The organism is Methylocystis sp. JAN1, from assembly GCF_052186135.1.
Classification (GTDB): Bacteria; Pseudomonadota; Alphaproteobacteria; order Rhizobiales; family Beijerinckiaceae; genus Methylocystis.
Genome location: NZ_CP181499.1, coordinates 2,616,088 through 2,632,855 on the forward strand (window position 1 = coordinate 2,616,088; position 16,768 = coordinate 2,632,855).

The window sequence follows — 16,768 nt, forward strand, 5'->3', positions numbered from 1 at the left end:
GCGCCAATGTGTATTGCAAGCTTATTTGTGATGAATATTGAACCAGTTCAGCGAGAAAAATGACTTAATACTAGATCCATTCCGATTTGTACGTACAAAATTCCTCTTCTGGTGCTTTTATATTTGCCTTGTCTGGCGCAATAGGCTAATAGAAAGGCCTCGTCTCAACTAAAAGAAATGGGAGGGAAACATGGCTGTTAATGTTCATGGCGGCGGCGAGCTCGGCAAAATCCTGCTCTATATTGCGGGCTTCGTGGGCTTTGTGATTGTTGCGCTAACCTGGGTGCCGGAGTGGATTTCGCCCGACAGCGCCAACATCACGGGCAACACCGGCTCGACCGCGCGCATGATCCAGTAAGGCGGAAACGCCGCGGCGTTCCGGGATCCGATCCGCCCGGAACGCCGAAATCCACAGGCCTGGCGAATTTCGTCGGATCGCCTGTTGCAAAGCCAGATCGATTGTTGCATAAGGCTGCAGCGACGGCGGCGCGAGCCAAATGGCGAAAGCCAAGCTGAAGCAAACGGATGCGGGTGTAGCTCAGGGGTAGAGCACAACCTTGCCAAGGTTGGGGTCGAGGGTTCGAATCCCTTCGCCCGCTCCAAATGAAGCTCCGCGATAACCCTAAAGCGGAGGTCGGGGTTCGATGCTGGTCACGCGCGCCCCCGCGAAAATAAATCTCACACTCCATATTCTTGGACGCCGTGCAGACGGCTATCACGAACTCGAAAGTCTCGTCGCCTTCAGCGGCGCGGGCGACACGCTCTCCCTCATTCCGGGCCCTGCCCTCTCGCTCGATATCTCCGGCCCTACCGCAACGGCGGCCGGCGCCGGCGGCGACAATCTGGTTCTGCGCGCCGCGCGACAGCTCGCCGAACGAATCGACGGCCTCGCGCTGGGCGCCTTCCGCCTCGTCAAGCGCCTCCCGGTGGCTGCGGGAATTGGCGGCGGCTCATCCGACGCGGCCGCGGCGCTGCGCCTGCTCGCCCGGGCGAACAATATCGACGCCGACGATCCGCGCCTGTTCGACGCCGCGCGCGTCACGGGGGCCGACGTGCCGGTTTGCCTTTCCGGCCGCGCGCGCGTCATGCGCGGCGCCGGGGAGACGCTTGGCCCCGTCCTGCGCCTGCCGCTGCTGCCGGCGGTGCTCATCAATCCCGGCGTGCCGGTGGAGACGCGCCCGGTTTTTCAGCGCCTCGGATTGCAGCCGGGCGAACGCGTGGCCGCCGAACGGCTCCCGGCGATCGGCAGCGGGGCGCCGTCGGTCGAATTGCTCGCCCTGCTGGCGAAGGGTCGCAACGACCTGGAGGACGCCGCCTGCCTGCAGGCGCCCGTCATCGTGGACGTTCTTTCGGTGCTGCGCGCCGCCAAGGGCTGCAAGCTCGCGCGCATGTCGGGATCCGGCGCGACGTGTTTCGCGATCTTCTCGACGACCGCCGCCGCCGCGAAGGCCGCGCGAGCCATCCGGATGCAACACCCCGAATGGTGGGTGAAGACGGCGGCGTTACGATGAGCCGCCGGCCCCCGCCGAAAGATCAGCCGCGCCGCCGCGACGACCGCCCAAGGGAAAGACCCAAAGGCGCAACGCCGCATGAGCCGCGCGTGCGAGGCGACGCGCCGAAAAGCCCCTTCCGCGCGCCCTCGCCGGAGGTCGTCACGCTCTATGGCGCACACGCCGTCAGGGAGGCGCTGAAAGGCGGGCGCCGCAAGCTCCTCGCGCTCTACGCAACCGACACCGCCCTGCCCCGGATCGCCGATCTCGCCCACGCCGCCGGGCTCGAACCCCGCCTCGTCGATCCCCGCGACCTCGCCCGCCATCTGGGCGAGGAGGCGGTGCATCAGGGCCTGCTGCTCGAAGCGCGCCCCCTGCCCGAAGCCGATATTGGCGATATCGAGTCGAAGAGCGGCGTGGTGCTCGCACTCGATCAGATCACCGATCCCCACAATGTCGGGGCCATCCTGCGCACGGCCTGCGCTTTCGGCGTCGACGCGCTGATCGTGACCGAGCGCCACAGTCCGGAATTCACCGGCGTGCTGGCCAAGGCCGCCTCCGGCGCGCTGGAGCATGTGACGATCGTCTCGGTCGTCAATCTCGCCCGCACCCTGGACGAACTGCGCGCGCGCGGCTACGGCGTGCTCGGACTCGATTCGGAGGGCGCGGAGCCGATCGAGACGATCCCGCTTTCAAGACCCCTCGCGCTGGTGCTCGGCGCCGAGGGCAAGGGCCTGCGCCGCCTTACCCGCGAGCGCTGCGACCTTGTCGCCCGCCTGGACCTCCCCGGCCCGATCAAGAGCCTCAACGTCTCAAACGCTTGCGCCGCAACGCTCAGCGTCATCCACATGCGCCTGCGCGCCGGGTAACCTCACGCCACCTTCCCATCGTCTGCTCTCCAAGCGCGGCCATTGCGTGTGTGGTTCGGAGGCGGAAATTCAAACCGAGACGCTGCTCGCACCGCAAAGGATTGACCTCGTCCGCGCCTTGGACGATTAGTTGGAGCGAGGGCGCGCCGGTTTAGCTCAGCTGGTAGAGCAACTGATTTGCAATCGGAGGGCCTCGGAGTCAAAAAGAGAATCGGATCATGCGCTTAGTGTTCGCTCGATCTGAACAGGTACCGAATAGGCGCCGGAATCGGTGTCCATAGGAGCCGGCGTAGCACAGCGGTAGTGCAGCGGTTTTGTAAACCGAAGGTCGGGAGTTCGATCCTCTCCGCCGGCACCATAATTCCTTCATCGCGGCCGGATCGGAGATCGAAGCTTTCGGCGATCAGCGGAAATCCGATGGCGCTTCAGCATGGTTAACTAAATATTGGCGTTTCCACGACACGCTCCTTTTCAGACTCGGATGAAGGAAACGGCGCCGCAGCCCTATCAGCGACGCCCTTACCCGCAGCTAACCGCGGGGAACGGGAACCATTGCTTCGGACAAGGCGTTTCTGCTTGGAGGCGGCGACGACATGCTCAGAAGGCTTGCGTTGATAGTGGCCTTGGCCACGGGAGTAGCGCCGCCAACTACGGCGGGGACGCAAATCGGCTGCTCCTATCCGGTCCTGCAGCCGGTTAACACCCGCGTCGTGTACCTCAACGGCGCCGGAAGAGCCGGCGGCTTCCTGAGATGCCGCCTCACTCCAAGATATCGTTGGTTGTGCGACGGGTGGGCAGGCCCCGGATACGTATTCTATGACAACGTCGTTACCTGTTATTGAGCGAGCATTGAGCGCCGGCGCCGGCTCTGGGTTTATGATCGAGCAGCAACGGCTTTCTGGTCCCGATGACGACTCGCCGCTGATGTTGCGTAGAGAGCGACTTGAAGGGGAGGAAGCTCGGCTTTCCATGCAGACCATCCTCCTTTAATCGCATCTCTAATTCGCCGGCCTTCCGGGCGGCATGGGCGCGGCCTCGAAATCCGGCGGCAACAACAGCGGCGTTTCTCCTGCCGGCGTTGGCAAGGGCAGATCGGCGGCGGCCGGCGGGGTTTGCGCGGGCAGCAGATTGCCCCAGTCGGTGCGGTTCATCATGCCCGCCTGCATGACCTCAGGCACGATCGGCTTGCCTTTGCGGATTTCCCAACCGCCGCCAAGCGCCTTGTAGAGCGCGACAAGGTTGGTCGCGATGGACGAGCGCGTCTCCGCCAAGCGGTTGCGTTCGTCGAGAAGGCGTGTCTGCGCGTCCAGCACGCGTTGGAAGTTTTCGGCGCCTTCCCGATATTGGATGAACGAAAGCTCGACCGCGCGCCGGGCGGCCTCGACCGACTTCTGCAAGGCTGCGGCGCGCTGCTGCCCCTTGAGGAAGGCGATGAGCGCATCCTCTGATTCCCGCGCCGCTCGGATCACGACGTCCTGGTAATTGACCAGAGCCTCTTGCAAGCGCGCGTCCTGGGCGCGGATGTTGTTGGCGATGCGTCCGTAATTGAGAATCGACCAACGGAAGCTCGGGCCCGCCGTCAGGAACAGACTTCCGGGGGCGAATATCTTGCCGAGATCGGAGGCCTGTACGCCGATGTCGCCGAAAAGGAAGAAGCGCGGATAGAGGTCCGATTCCGCAATGCCGATACGGGCGCTCTCAGCCGCCGCATTCATCTCGGCGGCGCGAATGTCCGGACGGCGACGCAGCAATTCGGCCGGGACCCCGACGCTCACCCGGGGTGAAGCGCTCGGGATCTTGCGGGCTCCGCGCAGCAGTTTGTCGATGCCTCCTGGCGGCTGCCCTAGGAGCACGCTGAGCGCGTTCTTGGCCTGCTGCAAGCCTGTCTGCAGATCGGGAATAGAGGCGATTGTGTTTTGCAGAAGGGCCTTTTGTTGCGCCACGTCGAGTTCGGAGGTTGCGCCCGCGCGGAAGCGCGCCTCGGCGATCTGCAAGCCGTCCTCTTGCAGCCGCACGTTCTCACGCGCGATCTCGAGCAGAACCTCGAAAGTGCGGATCACGACATAGGTGCGCGCGACTTCCGCCGTCAGCGACACGAGCGCGTTGTCGTAGTCCGCGATCGTGCGCATCATACTGGCGTCGGCCGCCTCGACGCCGCGGCGGTAGCGTCCCCAGAAATCGACCTCCCAGGTCGCGTCGAAGCCGATCGAATAATCGGCGAATGCGTGCTTCGGCAGATTGGCCTTGTTTGCCGCCTGCTCGCTGATCTTGTTCCATGTCGCGGCGCCAGAGCCGGCCTGATCCTGCGGGAAGAGCTGCCCGATCGCAATTCCGAGCTGCGCACGAGCCTCGAGAATGCGCAGGCCGGCAATCTGCACGGGCAGGTTCTGTTCCGCCGCGGCATGGACAAGCCGGTCTAGCGTCGGATCACGAAAGGTTCGCCACCACTCGCTCTTGATCTCCTTGTTGGAGACGCGCTTGTCGCCTTTCTCGATCCAATTGTCCTGGACGGCAGCCTCTGGGGGCTGGAAATCCGGACCAACCGCGCACCCGCCCAGGGCGAACGTCAGGCCAAGCAACGGCAAGGCGCCTTTCTGCTTTCTTTTGCAGAGGGCATTCAAAAGAAGCGCGCGCATTATTTGGTCACCGCGATGGATTTACGGAACAGCGAAAGGCTGTAGCTGAAGAAAGCGAGGCCGATGGCCGCGACCATGGCGAATTGCGGCCAGACGGCCTCGATGCCGCCGCCGCGATAGATGATTTTCTGCGAGAAGCTGACGAAGTGCCGCGACGGCAGGAAGAAGGTCATATATTGCAGCCAGATCGGCTGGCTCTCGACCGGCGTATTGCCGCCGGAGAGAAGCTGCAGCACCACGACCACCAGAATGATCAGCAGCGCGAATTGCGCCATGGATTGCGAGATGGTGCCAAGGAAGATGCCGAGCGCCGTGGCGAAGAAGAGATAGAGAAGGACGCCGGCGAACCAGAGCAGGACGGAGCCGGCGAAGGGCACTTCCAGCGCCTTCATGACGATGAGATAGAGCGAGGCCGCCGTCGCGAGCAGGATGACGAGGCTGTTCGCCCAGACCTTCGCCATGGCGATCTCGAAGGCCGACAGCGGCATCACGAGCAAATGCTCCAGCGTGCCGTGCTCGCGTTCGCGAATGACGGCTGCGCCGGTCAGAATAATGGTGAGCATCGTCACCTGATTAATGATGCCGACCACGCTCGCGAACCAGGAGGTGACGCCATTCGGGTTGAAAAGCCGGCGGATGACGAGATTGACCGGCTGCTCTGTGGCGCCGCTCGCGCGGCTGAAGAAAGAGGTCACGCGCTGATTGATGATGTTCTTGATATAGCCAGCGCCGATCGCCGCCTGCTGCATGGCGGTCGCGTCGATGCTGAGCTGAATGTCCGGGTGGCGCCCCTCGCGCAGATCCGACTCGAAGCGCGGCGGGATGGCGACGACGAACATGAAGCGTCCCTCGTCCATCGCCGTCTCCACCTCGGAGGCGTCAATCAGTTCCGGCTCCTGAAAGCGGGGCGGATAGAAGGCGTTGATCAGCTCTTTCGAGAGTGAGGAATGATCCTCGTCGACAAAGGCGATCGAGGCGTTGTTGACCTCGCTCGACGTGCCGGTCGCCTGAATATAGATCGTGCCGGTGAAGGCGTAGGCGACGAAGAACATCATCACAAGGTCGCTGCCAAGACTGCGCAGCTCCTTTATGCCGAGCCAGAAAATGTTGAGCAGGGACTTCATCGCCTATTTCTCCTGCTTCCGGAGCGCGAGCGTGCTGACGGCCCAGAGCACGGGAACGCAGCAGGCGAGGAAGATCACGTCCTGCAGGAGAAGATCGGCGCCGAGCCCCTTGGTGAAGGCGCCCTTGCTCGCATGCATGTAATAGGTCGTCGGCCAGATGGTGCCGACGAATTTGGCGCGCCCCGCGAGCGTCGAGACAGGCTGCAACAGGCCGGAGAACTGGATCGTCGGCACAAGCGTGATGATCGCCGTGATGAAAACGGCGGCGACCTGGCTCGACACGAAGGTGGAGATGACGAGGCCGAGGCCCGTGGTCGTCGTTACGTAAAGCAGGGTGATGAGGGTGAGCATCAGAAAGCTCCCCTTGATCGGAATGCCGAACACCACCACCGCCATCGCGACGAGGATGAAATAGTTCAGCATGCCGATGGCGATATAGGGAAGCTGCTTGCCGAGCAAATATTCCAATCGCCCTGTCGGCGTGACGTAAAAATTGATGATCGAACCCAGCTCCTTCTCGCGCACGACGCTGATCGCCATGAGAATCGCCGGGATCAGGATCAGCAGGATGGGCGGAACGCTCGGAACCATCGCATAGACGCTCTCGAACGTCGGATTATACATGTAACGGTCTTGGAAATTCGCTCGGTATTTGGGCGGCTTCAGATCCAGGCCGTTGGACGGATCCTGCAAGGCTTTGTCCTGGACGCCCTGCACATATTGCGAGACGGTCTCGCCGCGGAAGGTGTTGGCGCCGTCGACCTGCGCCGAAACCTCCGGGCGGGCGTTCTTCAGAAGGTCGCGACCGAAACTCGGCGGGATTTCGACGACGAGGGAAATTTCGTCCGATTGCAGCCGCCGGAGCGCGTCTTCGGCCGAGCTGATCGGCCTTGTCTCTAGAAAATAGCGCGGCGTCCCAGCGAATTGCTCGAGATAGGCGCGACTTTCCGGGGATTGATCCTGGTCGAAGGTCGCGTAACGCACATGCTCGACGTCGGTCGTGATGCCGAAGCCGAAGACGAGCATGAGAACGGCGGAGCCGACAAAGGCGAAAGCGAGGCGCACGGGATCGCGCAGGATCTGCATCGCCTCATTGGCGCTGTAGGCGAGCATGCGCCCGATGCGAAGCGCTATGCCGGAGAGATGCTTGGGCTCCGGCTTTGCGAGCGCCTTGTCGGCCGCCGCCTGGGCGGCTTCCTCGGTCTTGCCGGCGGCGGAGGCGCCGATCGCGTCCTCCATATAGCCGATGAAGGCCTCTTCCAGCGTCGCGGCGCCGCGCGCCGCGATGAGCTTCTGCGGGTCGTCGCAGGCGAGCACCCTGCCGGCGTTCATGAGCGAGATGCGGTCGCAGCGCATCGCCTCGTTCATGAAGTGGGTGGTGACGAAGATCGTGACGCCCTGATTGCGCGACAGGTCGATCAGCAATTCCCAGAAACTGTCGCGCGCGACCGGATCGACGCCCGAAGTCGGCTCGTCGAGAATGAGCAGCGGCGGGTCATGAAGCACGGCGACGGCGAGCGAGAGGCGCTGGCGCAGGCCCATGGGCAGATCGCCAGCCAGCGCATCCATATAGGGGCCGAGGCCGAATTTCTCGACGAGCTGGTCGATACGCTCCTGCGCCTTCTTGGGCTCGATATGATAGAGCCGCGCGTCGAGCACCAGGTTCTGGCGCACGGTCAGCTCGCCGTAAAGCGAGAAGGCCTGCGTCATATAGCCGATATTGTTGCGCACCTCGATGCTGCCAGCCTCGACCGACTGGCCGAACAGCGTCGCCGAACCTTCCGTCGGCGGCAGCAGGCCAGTGAGCATTTTCATCGTCGTCGACTTGCCGCAGCCATTCGAGCCGAGGAAGCCGAAGATCTCGCCGCGTTCGATGGTCAGCGTCACATGGTCAACCGCGACGAAATCGCCGAAGCGGCGGGTGAGGCCCTTCGCGTCGATGGCGATTTCTTTCTTGCCCTCGGGCCGGGGCGGAATAGTGAGATCGACGTGACCCGTGCGCTTCTCCTCCGGCAGGAGCTGGATGAAGCATTTTTCGAGATCGCTCGTTCCGGTGCGCGCCATCAGCTCCGCAGGCGTGCCGGTCGCGAGCACCTTGCCGGCGTCCATCGCGACGATCCAGTCCCACTGCTGGGCTTCGTCCATATAGGCCGTCGAGATGATGACGCTCATGCTCGGCCGGTCGGCGCGGATGTCGTCGATCAGCGTCCAGAACTGGCGCCGGGACAGCGGGTCGACGCCTGTCGTCGGTTCGTCGAGAATGAGCAGGTCCGGCTCGTGCACCAGCGCGCCGCAGAGACCGACCTTCTGCTTCATGCCGCCGGAAAGCTTCCCGGCGGGGCGGCCGGGAAAGGGGCCGAGACCTGTGGCGTCCAGCAGCTCCTTCACCTTCGCCGGCCGCTCGGCGGCCGAAAGCCCAAAGAGCCGCGCCATGAAGTCGACGTTTTCCTGGACGCTCAGCTCGAAATAGAGATTCTTGCCCAAGCCCTGCGGCATATAGGCGATACGCGGACAGGCGTCGCGGCGATGACGGGCGTCGGCCATATCGCCGCCTAGCGCGATCACCTTGCCCTGCTGGATTTTCTTGGAGCCCGCGATGAGCGCCATCAGGGTGGATTTGCCGACGCCGTCCGGACCGATGATGCCGACCATAATTCCGGCCGGGATGTCGAGGGACAAATCGTCCACCGCAATGGCGTCCCCGTAGCGATGGGTGACGCTCGAAACCGATACAACAGGCGCGCGCCCCGAAGCGCCCTGCTCCGCCGGTCGCGTAGCCTGTAGCGGCTCCCCGCTCATGGTCTGCGAGCCTTCGCGCGCGTCAATGCTGAGCGTCCTTGCCGGCAGCACCCGAAGGCGGAACGGCGCTCTGGAGGAAGGCTGGCCACTCGACAGCGGGATCGAGCTTCACATAGCCGACACCGCGCACGCCGGTCTTGATGTAGTCGATATAGGCGCTGACGGTCTTTTCGGGCACCTTGATCTTTACGCGAAACATCAGCTTTTCGCGCTCGCTTTTCGTCTCGACCTGCTTGGGCGTAAATTGCGCCTCGGGCGAAACAAAGCTGACGACGCCCGGGACCGCGCGGCCCGGCATATGGTCGCCGACGATGCGCGCATCCGCGCCAAGCTTCACCTTCGCAGCGTCGGCGGCGGGAAGGAAGATCTCCATATAGACGTCTTCGAGATTGACGAGCGTCATCGCCTTGCCGCCGGCCGCCAGCACTTCCCCGACCTCGGCGAGCTTGTAGAGCACGCGGCCGAGAATGGGCGAGCGCAGGGTCGCATCGTCTATGCGCGTCTGGATCGTCGCGACCTTCGCCTTCGCGACATTCACCTCTTGCTGAATCGTCCGCAGCTTCGCTTCCTCTTCCTGAAGCGCGGCGGAAGTCGTTTTCAGCGTCGTGTTGCGCACATCGAGCTCGCGCTGGGAACCGGCGCGTTGAGCCACGAGATTTTTGCTGCGATTGACTTCGACCTTGGCGAGATCGATCTGCGCCTTGCTGCGGGCGATGGTCGCCTTGGCGACCGCCTCTTTCTCCTGCGTGGCGACGACGTTCAGCTTGGCTTCTTCGAGCTGCGCCTGGAGCGTATTGGTGTCCATCTGCACCACGACGTCGCCCGGCTTCACGAGATCGCCTTCCTCGAAGAAAATCTGCTTGACGCGCAGCGACTCCTTCGGCGCGATGTCGACAAGCTTGGCTTCGAGGCGCCCATTGCCCGAGGCGATGCCGGCGGGCAGCGCATTCTGCTTATCCCGCCAGTACTGGTAGCCGAAGAAGGCCCCGACTCCGACGACGGCCGCGGCGATCAACAGTGTAGTTCTTCCCGCCATCAGAGCCTTTTCCCCGAGGTCGTCACGCAAGACCGAAAGCGTGGTGATTCGCGATGTTAACGATAGGTTAACATTAATCGGCTCGGCCTGTGCGCACCCAAGGAAGGTCTTTTACAAGATTTCCGGGACTCTTCGATCATGAAAAAATCGTGCGCCACGCGCTTTGCGCGATCTCCAATTCCTCATTCGTGGGGATGACGTAAACGTCTACGGTCGAGTTAGATGTAGAGATCTTTATGTCTGCGACGCGATTGGCCTGATCGTCCATCATCACAAGGCCGTCGGCCGCGGTGAAGCCCATGGTGCTTGCAACGCTCTTGCCGTTTTGCATGGCGCAAAGGCTCGCGCCATTGCCGAGATAGGCGACGATGATGCGGCCCTCGGCGATGTCCGGTGCGATCTCCTCCACCCTGCCGGCGACATATTCATACGAAATGCCGTGGAAGCCAAACCGCCGAACGCCGGCCTCGGAATATTTGTGCGCGATAGCGAACGCCTGTGCGATGGGAGGCTGGCTCGTGTGAAACGCCGTGTCGAAGCAGACCACCTGCGGGACCTGCGGATGATCTGCGAGCAGGGGCCGGACAGCTTCGCACGAGGCGTCGCGCCGATGCCCTCGATGAGACCCTTGAGTCTGAGCGCCGCCGTTTCCCCAGCGTCGAAGATCGCGAATTTGACGCTCGAGGACCCGGCGTTGACGACGGCGATGGCGGACATGCTCTCTCCCGTCAGGCCACGATGCTTGCGCCGCTGTCGACATAGACCGTGTCGCCCGTGAGCCTGTGGGCGAAGGGCGTCGCCAGATAGGCGCAAGTCCAGCCCACATCCATGATGTCGATCAACTCCCCGAGTGGGGCCTTAGAGGCCGCTTCGTTGAGCATCAGGTTGAAGTCCTTCAATCCGGAGGCGGCGCGCGTGTTCAGCGGACCCGGCGAGATGGGGTGGACGCGAATGCCTTTGGGTCCGAGTTCATAAGCCAGATAGCGGCACGCCGACTCCAGCGCCGCCTTTACCGGCCCCATGACATTGTAATTGGGCACGACGCGTTCGGCGCCGAGATAGCTCATCGCGAACATCGCGCCGCCCTCCGCCATCAACGGCGCCGCGAGGCGGGCCATGCGGATGAAGGAATGGCACGATATGTCCATCGCCTTCGCGAAACCCTCCGCCGAGCAGTCGAGCAACCCGCCCTGAAGATCTTCCTTCGGCGCGAAGGCGATGGAATGGACGAGAATGTCGAGCCGGCCCCATCGTTCTGAAACGAGATCGAAGACGGCCTCAAGCTCGCCGGGCCTTGTCACGTCGAGCGGCGCAACAATTTCGGCGCCGACCTCCTTCGCAAGCGGTTCGACATGCGGCCGCGCCTTGTCGTTCAGCCAGGTGACGGCGAGGTCGGCCCCAGCGGCGCGAAAGGCCTTTGCGCAGCCATAAGCAATCGACTGATCATTTGCGATGCCGACAACGAGCGCCTTTTTGCCGGCGAGAACCTGCGCGACTTCCGTCTCCATGGCTGCGTTCAACTCCGTTTCGCCGCCGCATCCCGGCGCGCTTTGGCGAGTAGGGCCGCCACCGCGCAGGAGGCGAGTCGCGCAATGAGGGAGTCGGCGCGGCTCGTGAGGATGATCGGAACGCGCGCGCCGAGCACGACGCCCGCGCTGTCCGCGCCAGCGAGGAAGGTGAGGCTCTTCGCCAGCATGTTGCCGGCTTCGAGATCGGGAACGACCAGCACATTGGCTTTGCCGGCGACCGGTGAGATGATTTTCTTCGTGGCCGCCGCTTCCTCATCGATCGCATTGTCGAGCGCAAGTGGGCCGTCGACAAAGGCGCCGGTGATCTGGCCCCGGTCGGCCATCTTGCTGAGCATGGCCGCGTCCATCGACGATTGCACCTTGGGATTGACCGTCTCCATCGCCGAGAGCACGGCGACGCGCACTTCGGGAAACCTCAGCGCATGGGCAAGATCGACGGCGTTTTGCACGATGTCGACTTTGTCTTCGAGCGTGGGTGCGATATTCACAGCCGCGTCTGTGATGATGAGCGGGTCGGGGTGGTCCGGCACGTCCATGACGAAGCAGTGGCTGATGCGGCGCGAGGTGCGAATGCCTGTCTCGCGCGCGACGACGGCGGACATCACCTCGTCCGTGTGCAGGCTGCCCTTCATCAGCGCTTCCGCCTCGCCGTTACGGACAAGCTCGACGGCCTTGGCCGCCGCCTCGTGGCTATGCGCGGCGTCGACAAGCGTGGCGGCGCCGATGTCGACGCCGCACTGGGCGGCGACCTCCCGAATGCGCGCCGCCGGACCGACCAAGATGGGCTCGACCAGCTTGAGCCGCGCGGCCTCCAATGCGCCCTTGAGCGAGACCTCGTCGCAGGGATGGGCGATAGCGGTTGCGATGGGACCGGCGCCCGCCGCGGCTTCGATCAGCCGGTCATATTTTTCATGGGCCTGGGGTTGGCGCGCTGACTTCATCAGGCCACCTTGCTTGTCGTGAGGTCGGCAAGGGCGCCGATGCGCCCATCCGCGAGGCCGAATGCTTCCTTGACGCGATCGAAGCGCATCATCTGGTCAGGCGGAAGGGCGCCGTCGGCTGTCGCGACGTCATAGACCGTGGCGAGCAGCCTCGCGCGGCGCTCTGTGTCTTTGGGCAACATTTTCGAGATCCCGTCGAGAGCGGCCGCGGAATCGGCGCGCAGCAACGAGGCTTGCGCGCCCATCATCTCCTTGAGTTCACGCTTGCTCACCTGCACGCCTTCGGGCGCGCGCTTGCGTAGCGCTTCGATCGCGTTGAAATGACGCTCGTCGGCGCCTTCGCCAGCCTGGATGTAAAGCACCGCCCGCAGCCCGGCCTCGATCGGCCCGCCGCGCGACATGGCCGCGTCCATGAGCGCCGACGCCTTGGGGGACTCGATCGCGATCGCCTCCGCTTCCGACCCTGCCGGGGCAAGTCCGACGGCGGTCTGCAGCCATGGCGTGCCGTAGACCGACAGGAAGATATTTTCCGTCGCAGCCTCCCGCCATTTGGCGAAGATGTCGAGATTCGTGACGATCCACGAGGAGGCCATCCTCTCGAAGGTCAGATAGGGATTGTTTGGCTCGACGGGGTGGCGGCTGGCCTTGATCTTTTCCGCCGCGGCGGCGACAGCCCGCATGGCGGGATTGCGGTCGCTGAAGGCGCGGAACGCCACGCGATTGAGATGCGTCTCGCGGAAGAATTCGGCCGTGGCGGGCGTCGAAACCGCCTGAACGGCCGGCTGCAGAAAGCGCTCATAAAGCCCTTTGTTGATCTCCGAAACCCGCGCGACCGTCTCGAAGCGCCGCTCGTCGGCGGCGTCGTTGCAACCGAGCGCGCGTATGTCGTCGAGCGTGCGGGGCGCCAGCTTCGCAATATATTTGCCGGAGATCAGCTCTGCGTGGGTTGCCGAGGGGCCGGCTTCCGCCAGCACGATCTCATAGAGGCCCGGCGGCATGACGTCGATCAGATCGATGTTGAAGACAAATTCTTCGTGTTCTTTCTTCGCGACCTTCCCGGAGACAAAGATGCCGAGATGCCCGACGCTCGGATGTAGGCAGTAAGCGATCGTCTGGCCGCTGGCGATAATGTCGCCGGCATCCTTATAGAGATCGAGCAGCCAATCGAGCGCCTGCTGGGGCGGCGTAATGTCGTCGCCAAAGGAGCAGAACACGATGATCGGGGATTTGATCTTGCGCAGGTCGACAACATCGCCGCCCATTGTGATCTCGCCGGCCGTGAGACGGTTGCCGACAAAGAGCTCGTCAACGATGAACTGGATCTCCCCGCCATTGAGCAGCACGGGGTTGCCCCACCATTTCTCGAATTCGAGATAGCGCGGCCCCTCCGTATCGACCTTTGAGTAAACGTTGTATTGCTTGGTCCAGAGCGTGTTCGACGGATTGTTGGACTCGAAGTTCGAGACCAACCAGGCGCCGTCGAAGACGCCGTCGCCGAGGTCGCTCGTCAGCTCGGTGAGCCATGTGCCGCCCAGCATCCCGCCGAGATAGCGCATCGGATACTTGCCGCGCACGCCGGCCCAATAGGAAAGCGGCGTCCCGGCGATAAGGATGGGGCCCGGCAGGTCGGGCTCGAGCGCTGCCATCATCATGATCTGCCAGCCCGCCTGGCAGTTGCCGATGAGAACGGGCTTGCCTTCGGCATTCGGGTGCAGGTCAATGACCTTGCGGACGAATTGCGCTTCCGCGCGGCAGACGTCTTCGATCGTCTGGCCGGTGACCGGGTGCGGCAGGAAGCCGACGAAATAGCAAGGATGACCCGCCCGCAGGGCGACGCCGATTTCGCTGTCGTGCTTCATCCCGCCAATGCCCGGCCCGTGACCGGCGCGGGGGTCGAAAATTATGAAAGGCCTTTTCTGGGAATCAATCGTAACGTCAGCCGGCGGGACGATACGGACGAGGCAGTAATTGACCGGTCGTCGCAGCGTGCGTCCGTCAACGATCACTTCGGGTTCGAAATTCAAAACATTGGGCGCAATACGCGCGCTCTGCTCAAGGTAGTCGTTGCCTCGGCGCCGAAGGATGTCCAGGAAAAGAATCGAACGCTCACAAGCGTCGCGCCAATAATCAAATAACAAGTTGGAAGGGGCGGTCTCGGCCATACGCCATTCCTCGTTGTGGCGCCGTGCTAGGACAGCGGGACCGGCGCTGCAGTGCACAAAGTCTAGCGAGCCAAAGGTGACGAGTAAATATTCCAGGACGAACTGCGCCTCTTTGCCGCCCCTTCATAGTAAAGCTCGCGCTGACAGCGATCGATCAAGAAATGTTTCGATAGGCGCGTTGCGCTGCTGACGCTATGCTCAGCTGCTTCTCTTCTAGTGATCGGGCTGCGCCATGGGTAAGAAAAATAAGGAAAAGGTCAAGGAGAGAGACGCATTTGAGCCTTCTCAGATTGCATCGACTGAAGCGGGCGCCTCGGAAAAATTGCCTCGGAAGACTTACGAGGCCGAGCTCGAGAGACTGCATGTTGAGCTCGTGCAGCTTCAGGAATGGGTGAGAAGCGAGCAAAAAAAAGTTTGCATCCTCTTCGAAGGAAGAGACGGCGCCGGTAAGGGTGGCGTGATCAAGGCGCTGACCGAACGAGTCAGTCCGCGCACATTCCGCGTCCTCGCCTTGCCGGCGCCGACCGAGCGCGAGAAGTCTCAAATGTATATCCAGCGCTACCTGCCGCATCTTCCGGCGGGGGGCGAGATCGTGATTTTCGACCGAAGCTGGTACAACCGCGCGGGCGTTGAACGCGTGATGGGCTTCTGCACGGACAAGCAGGTCGAACGCTTTCTCAGTGCGACGCCCAAAGTCGAGCAGGCGATGATCGAGTCAGGGATCCTCCTCCTCAAATACTGGCTGGAGGTCAGCCCCGACGAACAGACGAGGCGGCTCGAAAACCGCATCAATGACGGTCGGAAACTGTGGAAGCTGACTGAGATGGATTTGAAATCCTATACTCGTTGGGACGACTATACGCGCGCCCGCGACGAAATGTTCGCAGCAACCCATACTCCATGGGCCCCCTGGCATGTTGCGAAGTCGGACGACAAGAAGCGTGCACGGCTCAATGTCATCACGCATATTCTCGACTCCATCCCTTATGAAAAAGCGCCGAAGCGAAAGATTGAGCTGCCTAAGCGGAAGATCGACGAGAAGTTAGGTGTCGATTACTCGCCGATGCTAATCCGTCAGACTTTTTGAGTCCCGCGCGTGCTTGACAGCCATGTGTGCAATCCACACGGGCACGGTTACGGCTATAATGATGACGGCATTGCCGATGACTAACCCTATTGAGCGATCCGCTCTGAATGTTAGGCCATAGCAGTGAAGCGTTTGGGAAATGCCGGGTTCAGCGCAAACATCGGCTTCCGATGGCTCGAACCTTCAATGCTGAGGCTGGAACGATCGAAACCCCTGAGCGTTTCCCTATGCCGGCCCAAATTTGGGAGATTTCAATGGAGAGACGTACATTTTTGCAACTGCTTTGCGCCGGGATCGGCGTTATGTCAGTTGCGTCGCCCGCCCAAGCTCTTGACATGGTTATGCCGCTGACTACAGGGGAGCGTGACTCGGCTAACACGCCGGAGCCAAGCGTCGCTACTCCGGAAGATATGGAGACGGTGCATATCGAAGAGGCGTATTATGGTCACTGGCGTCGCGTTAATCGGCGCGTCAGTCGGCGTGTTTACCGACGTCATTACTACTACCACCACCCGTACTACTACTGATTGGCTAAGGGCGCCGCCGACAGCGCTGGCGCGCTGCCCGTCCTGGAGGGGATCTGCAAGCGCTGGCCTGAAACATCTGTTAGCCGACGGCGCGTATGACCGCGCGACGCGTGGGGCAAGGGCGCCTATCTCGACTTCGCAGTTGAATTCATCCGCCGCAAAGACGGCGAATAGGGCTTCGAGGTCTTGCCTAGACGATGGTTCGTCGAGCGCACCCTCAGCGTGATGATCGCGGCATAGCCGGCGCGGCGATAGGCATATCTTTACGCAGCCTCCCATGCTGCTCTCGATACGTCACAGAAATGGTCATCTGATTTGTAATCAGTTGGTCGGGAGTTCGAATCCCTCAACCGCCGCCAATGAATCCGGCGAATGGCGGACGTCTCAAGCTTCTTCCTGACAATTTCACTGCTTTATAAGCATTCATGAGCATTTGCAGAGGGATACGAGCAAAGCGACCTTGGATCAAAGTATTTTCCGGGTCTCGCTGAATGAGTTTTGGCTGTAATTTGGCTTGCATATGCCGCGCAAGTGACGCCAGAATTTTACGCTCATTCGAGCGAATCAT

Annotated in this window: 13 protein-coding genes and 3 tRNA genes; 7 read left to right on the top strand and 9 right to left on the bottom strand. The window is 62.2% G+C overall.

Annotated features, from left to right (window positions below; all coding sequences use genetic code 11):
* The first annotated feature begins 190 nt into the window (after positions 1-190).
* From ACNHKD_RS12515 to ACNHKD_RS12540, 6 genes are all read left to right on the top strand, one after another.
* Complete coding sequence (locus ACNHKD_RS12515; RefSeq protein WP_442753818.1) at positions 191-358, top strand: hypothetical protein; 168 nt, start codon at positions 191-193, stop codon at positions 356-358.
* A 169-nt stretch (positions 359-527) separates the two neighbouring features.
* Positions 528-602: transfer RNA gene (locus tag ACNHKD_RS12520), tRNA-Gly, on the top strand.
* Between the two features lie 42 nt (positions 603-644).
* Positions 645-1,511: a 4-(cytidine 5'-diphospho)-2-C-methyl-D-erythritol kinase gene (locus tag ACNHKD_RS12525; RefSeq protein ID WP_442753819.1), complete on the top strand. Its 867-nt coding sequence runs from the start codon at positions 645-647 to the stop codon at positions 1,509-1,511.
* Positions 1,508-2,359: a 23S rRNA (guanosine(2251)-2'-O)-methyltransferase RlmB gene (gene rlmB, locus ACNHKD_RS12530; RefSeq protein WP_442753820.1), complete on the top strand. Its 852-nt coding sequence runs from the start codon at positions 1,508-1,510 to the stop codon at positions 2,357-2,359. Before ACNHKD_RS12525 ends, rlmB begins: the two co-directional genes overlap by 4 nt.
* 145 nt (positions 2,360-2,504) lie before the next feature.
* Positions 2,505-2,633: transfer RNA gene (locus tag ACNHKD_RS12535), tRNA-Ala, on the top strand.
* 9 nt (positions 2,634-2,642) lie between these two features.
* Positions 2,643-2,717, top strand: a tRNA-Thr gene (locus tag ACNHKD_RS12540).
* A gap of 640 nt (positions 2,718-3,357) precedes the next feature.
* Here the strand turns inward: ACNHKD_RS12540 and ACNHKD_RS12545 are convergent.
* The 8 genes from ACNHKD_RS12545 to ACNHKD_RS12580 form a co-directional block, all read right to left on the bottom strand.
* Complete coding sequence (locus tag ACNHKD_RS12545) at positions 3,358-4,938, bottom strand: efflux transporter outer membrane subunit (protein ID WP_442753821.1); 1,581 nt, start codon at positions 4,936-4,938, stop codon at positions 3,358-3,360.
* A gap of 56 nt (positions 4,939-4,994) precedes the next feature.
* The gene (locus ACNHKD_RS12550) at positions 4,995-6,119 is read right to left on the bottom strand and encodes an ABC transporter permease (RefSeq protein ID WP_442753822.1); all 1,125 of its coding nucleotides are present in this window, start codon (positions 6,117-6,119) and stop codon (positions 4,995-4,997) included.
* 3 nt (positions 6,120-6,122) lie between these two features.
* Complete coding sequence (rbbA, locus tag ACNHKD_RS12555; RefSeq protein WP_442753823.1) at positions 6,123-8,918, bottom strand: ribosome-associated ATPase/putative transporter RbbA; 2,796 nt, start codon at positions 8,916-8,918, stop codon at positions 6,123-6,125.
* Between the two features lie 22 nt (positions 8,919-8,940).
* The gene (locus tag ACNHKD_RS12560; RefSeq protein ID WP_442753824.1) at positions 8,941-9,954 is read right to left on the bottom strand and encodes an HlyD family secretion protein; all 1,014 of its coding nucleotides are present in this window, start codon (positions 9,952-9,954) and stop codon (positions 8,941-8,943) included.
* A 136-nt stretch (positions 9,955-10,090) separates the two neighbouring features.
* A complete protein-coding gene (locus ACNHKD_RS12565; protein WP_442753825.1) occupies positions 10,091-10,501 on the bottom strand; it encodes a hypothetical protein in 411 nt (136 codons plus the stop codon).
* A 181-nt stretch (positions 10,502-10,682) separates the two neighbouring features.
* Positions 10,683-11,462: an enoyl-ACP reductase FabI gene (gene fabI / locus ACNHKD_RS12570; RefSeq protein ID WP_442756893.1), complete on the bottom strand. Its 780-nt coding sequence runs from the start codon at positions 11,460-11,462 to the stop codon at positions 10,683-10,685.
* An 8-nt stretch (positions 11,463-11,470) separates the two neighbouring features.
* Complete coding sequence (locus tag ACNHKD_RS12575) at positions 11,471-12,424, bottom strand: phosphate acetyltransferase (protein ID WP_442753826.1); 954 nt, start codon at positions 12,422-12,424, stop codon at positions 11,471-11,473.
* Positions 12,424-14,586, bottom strand: a complete 2,163-nt coding sequence (locus tag ACNHKD_RS12580) for a DUF3141 domain-containing protein (protein WP_442753827.1) — start codon at positions 14,584-14,586, stop codon at positions 12,424-12,426. Before ACNHKD_RS12580 ends, ACNHKD_RS12575 begins: the two co-directional genes overlap by 1 nt.
* A gap of 232 nt (positions 14,587-14,818) precedes the next feature.
* On the opposite strand from ACNHKD_RS12580, the gene ppk2 reads away from it, so the two are divergent.
* The gene (ppk2, locus tag ACNHKD_RS12585) at positions 14,819-15,673 is read left to right on the top strand and encodes a polyphosphate kinase 2 (protein ID WP_442753828.1); all 855 of its coding nucleotides are present in this window, start codon (positions 14,819-14,821) and stop codon (positions 15,671-15,673) included.
* A gap of 873 nt (positions 15,674-16,546) precedes the next feature.
* On the opposite strand, the gene ACNHKD_RS12590 is transcribed toward ppk2, so the two are convergent.
* Positions 16,547-16,768, bottom strand: a complete 222-nt coding sequence (locus ACNHKD_RS12590; protein ID WP_442753829.1) for a hypothetical protein — start codon at positions 16,766-16,768, stop codon at positions 16,547-16,549.

Coding starts and splice junctions, on each gene's coding strand:
- ACNHKD_RS12515 (WP_442753818.1), top strand. CDS start 191: ATGGCTGTTAATGTTCATGGCGGCGGCGAGCTCGGCAAAATCCTGCTC.
- ACNHKD_RS12525 (WP_442753819.1), top strand. CDS start 645: ATGCTGGTCACGCGCGCCCCCGCGAAAATAAATCTCACACTCCATATT.
- rlmB (WP_442753820.1), top strand. CDS start 1,508: ATGAGCCGCCGGCCCCCGCCGAAAGATCAGCCGCGCCGCCGCGACGAC.
- ACNHKD_RS12550 (WP_442753822.1), bottom strand. CDS start 6,119: ATGAAGTCCCTGCTCAACATTTTCTGGCTCGGCATAAAGGAGCTGCGC.
- rbbA (WP_442753823.1), bottom strand. CDS start 8,918: ATGAGCGGGGAGCCGCTACAGGCTACGCGACCGGCGGAGCAGGGCGCT.
- ACNHKD_RS12560 (WP_442753824.1), bottom strand. CDS start 9,954: ATGGCGGGAAGAACTACACTGTTGATCGCCGCGGCCGTCGTCGGAGTC.
- fabI (WP_442756893.1), bottom strand. CDS start 11,462: ATGGAGACGGAAGTCGCGCAGGTTCTCGCCGGCAAAAAGGCGCTCGTT.
- ACNHKD_RS12575 (WP_442753826.1), bottom strand. CDS start 12,424: ATGAAGTCAGCGCGCCAACCCCAGGCCCATGAAAAATATGACCGGCTG.
- ACNHKD_RS12580 (WP_442753827.1), bottom strand. CDS start 14,586: ATGGCCGAGACCGCCCCTTCCAACTTGTTATTTGATTATTGGCGCGAC.
- ppk2 (WP_442753828.1), top strand. CDS start 14,819: ATGGGTAAGAAAAATAAGGAAAAGGTCAAGGAGAGAGACGCATTTGAG.
- ACNHKD_RS12590 (WP_442753829.1), bottom strand. CDS start 16,768: ATGATTCGCTCGAATGAGCGTAAAATTCTGGCGTCACTTGCGCGGCAT.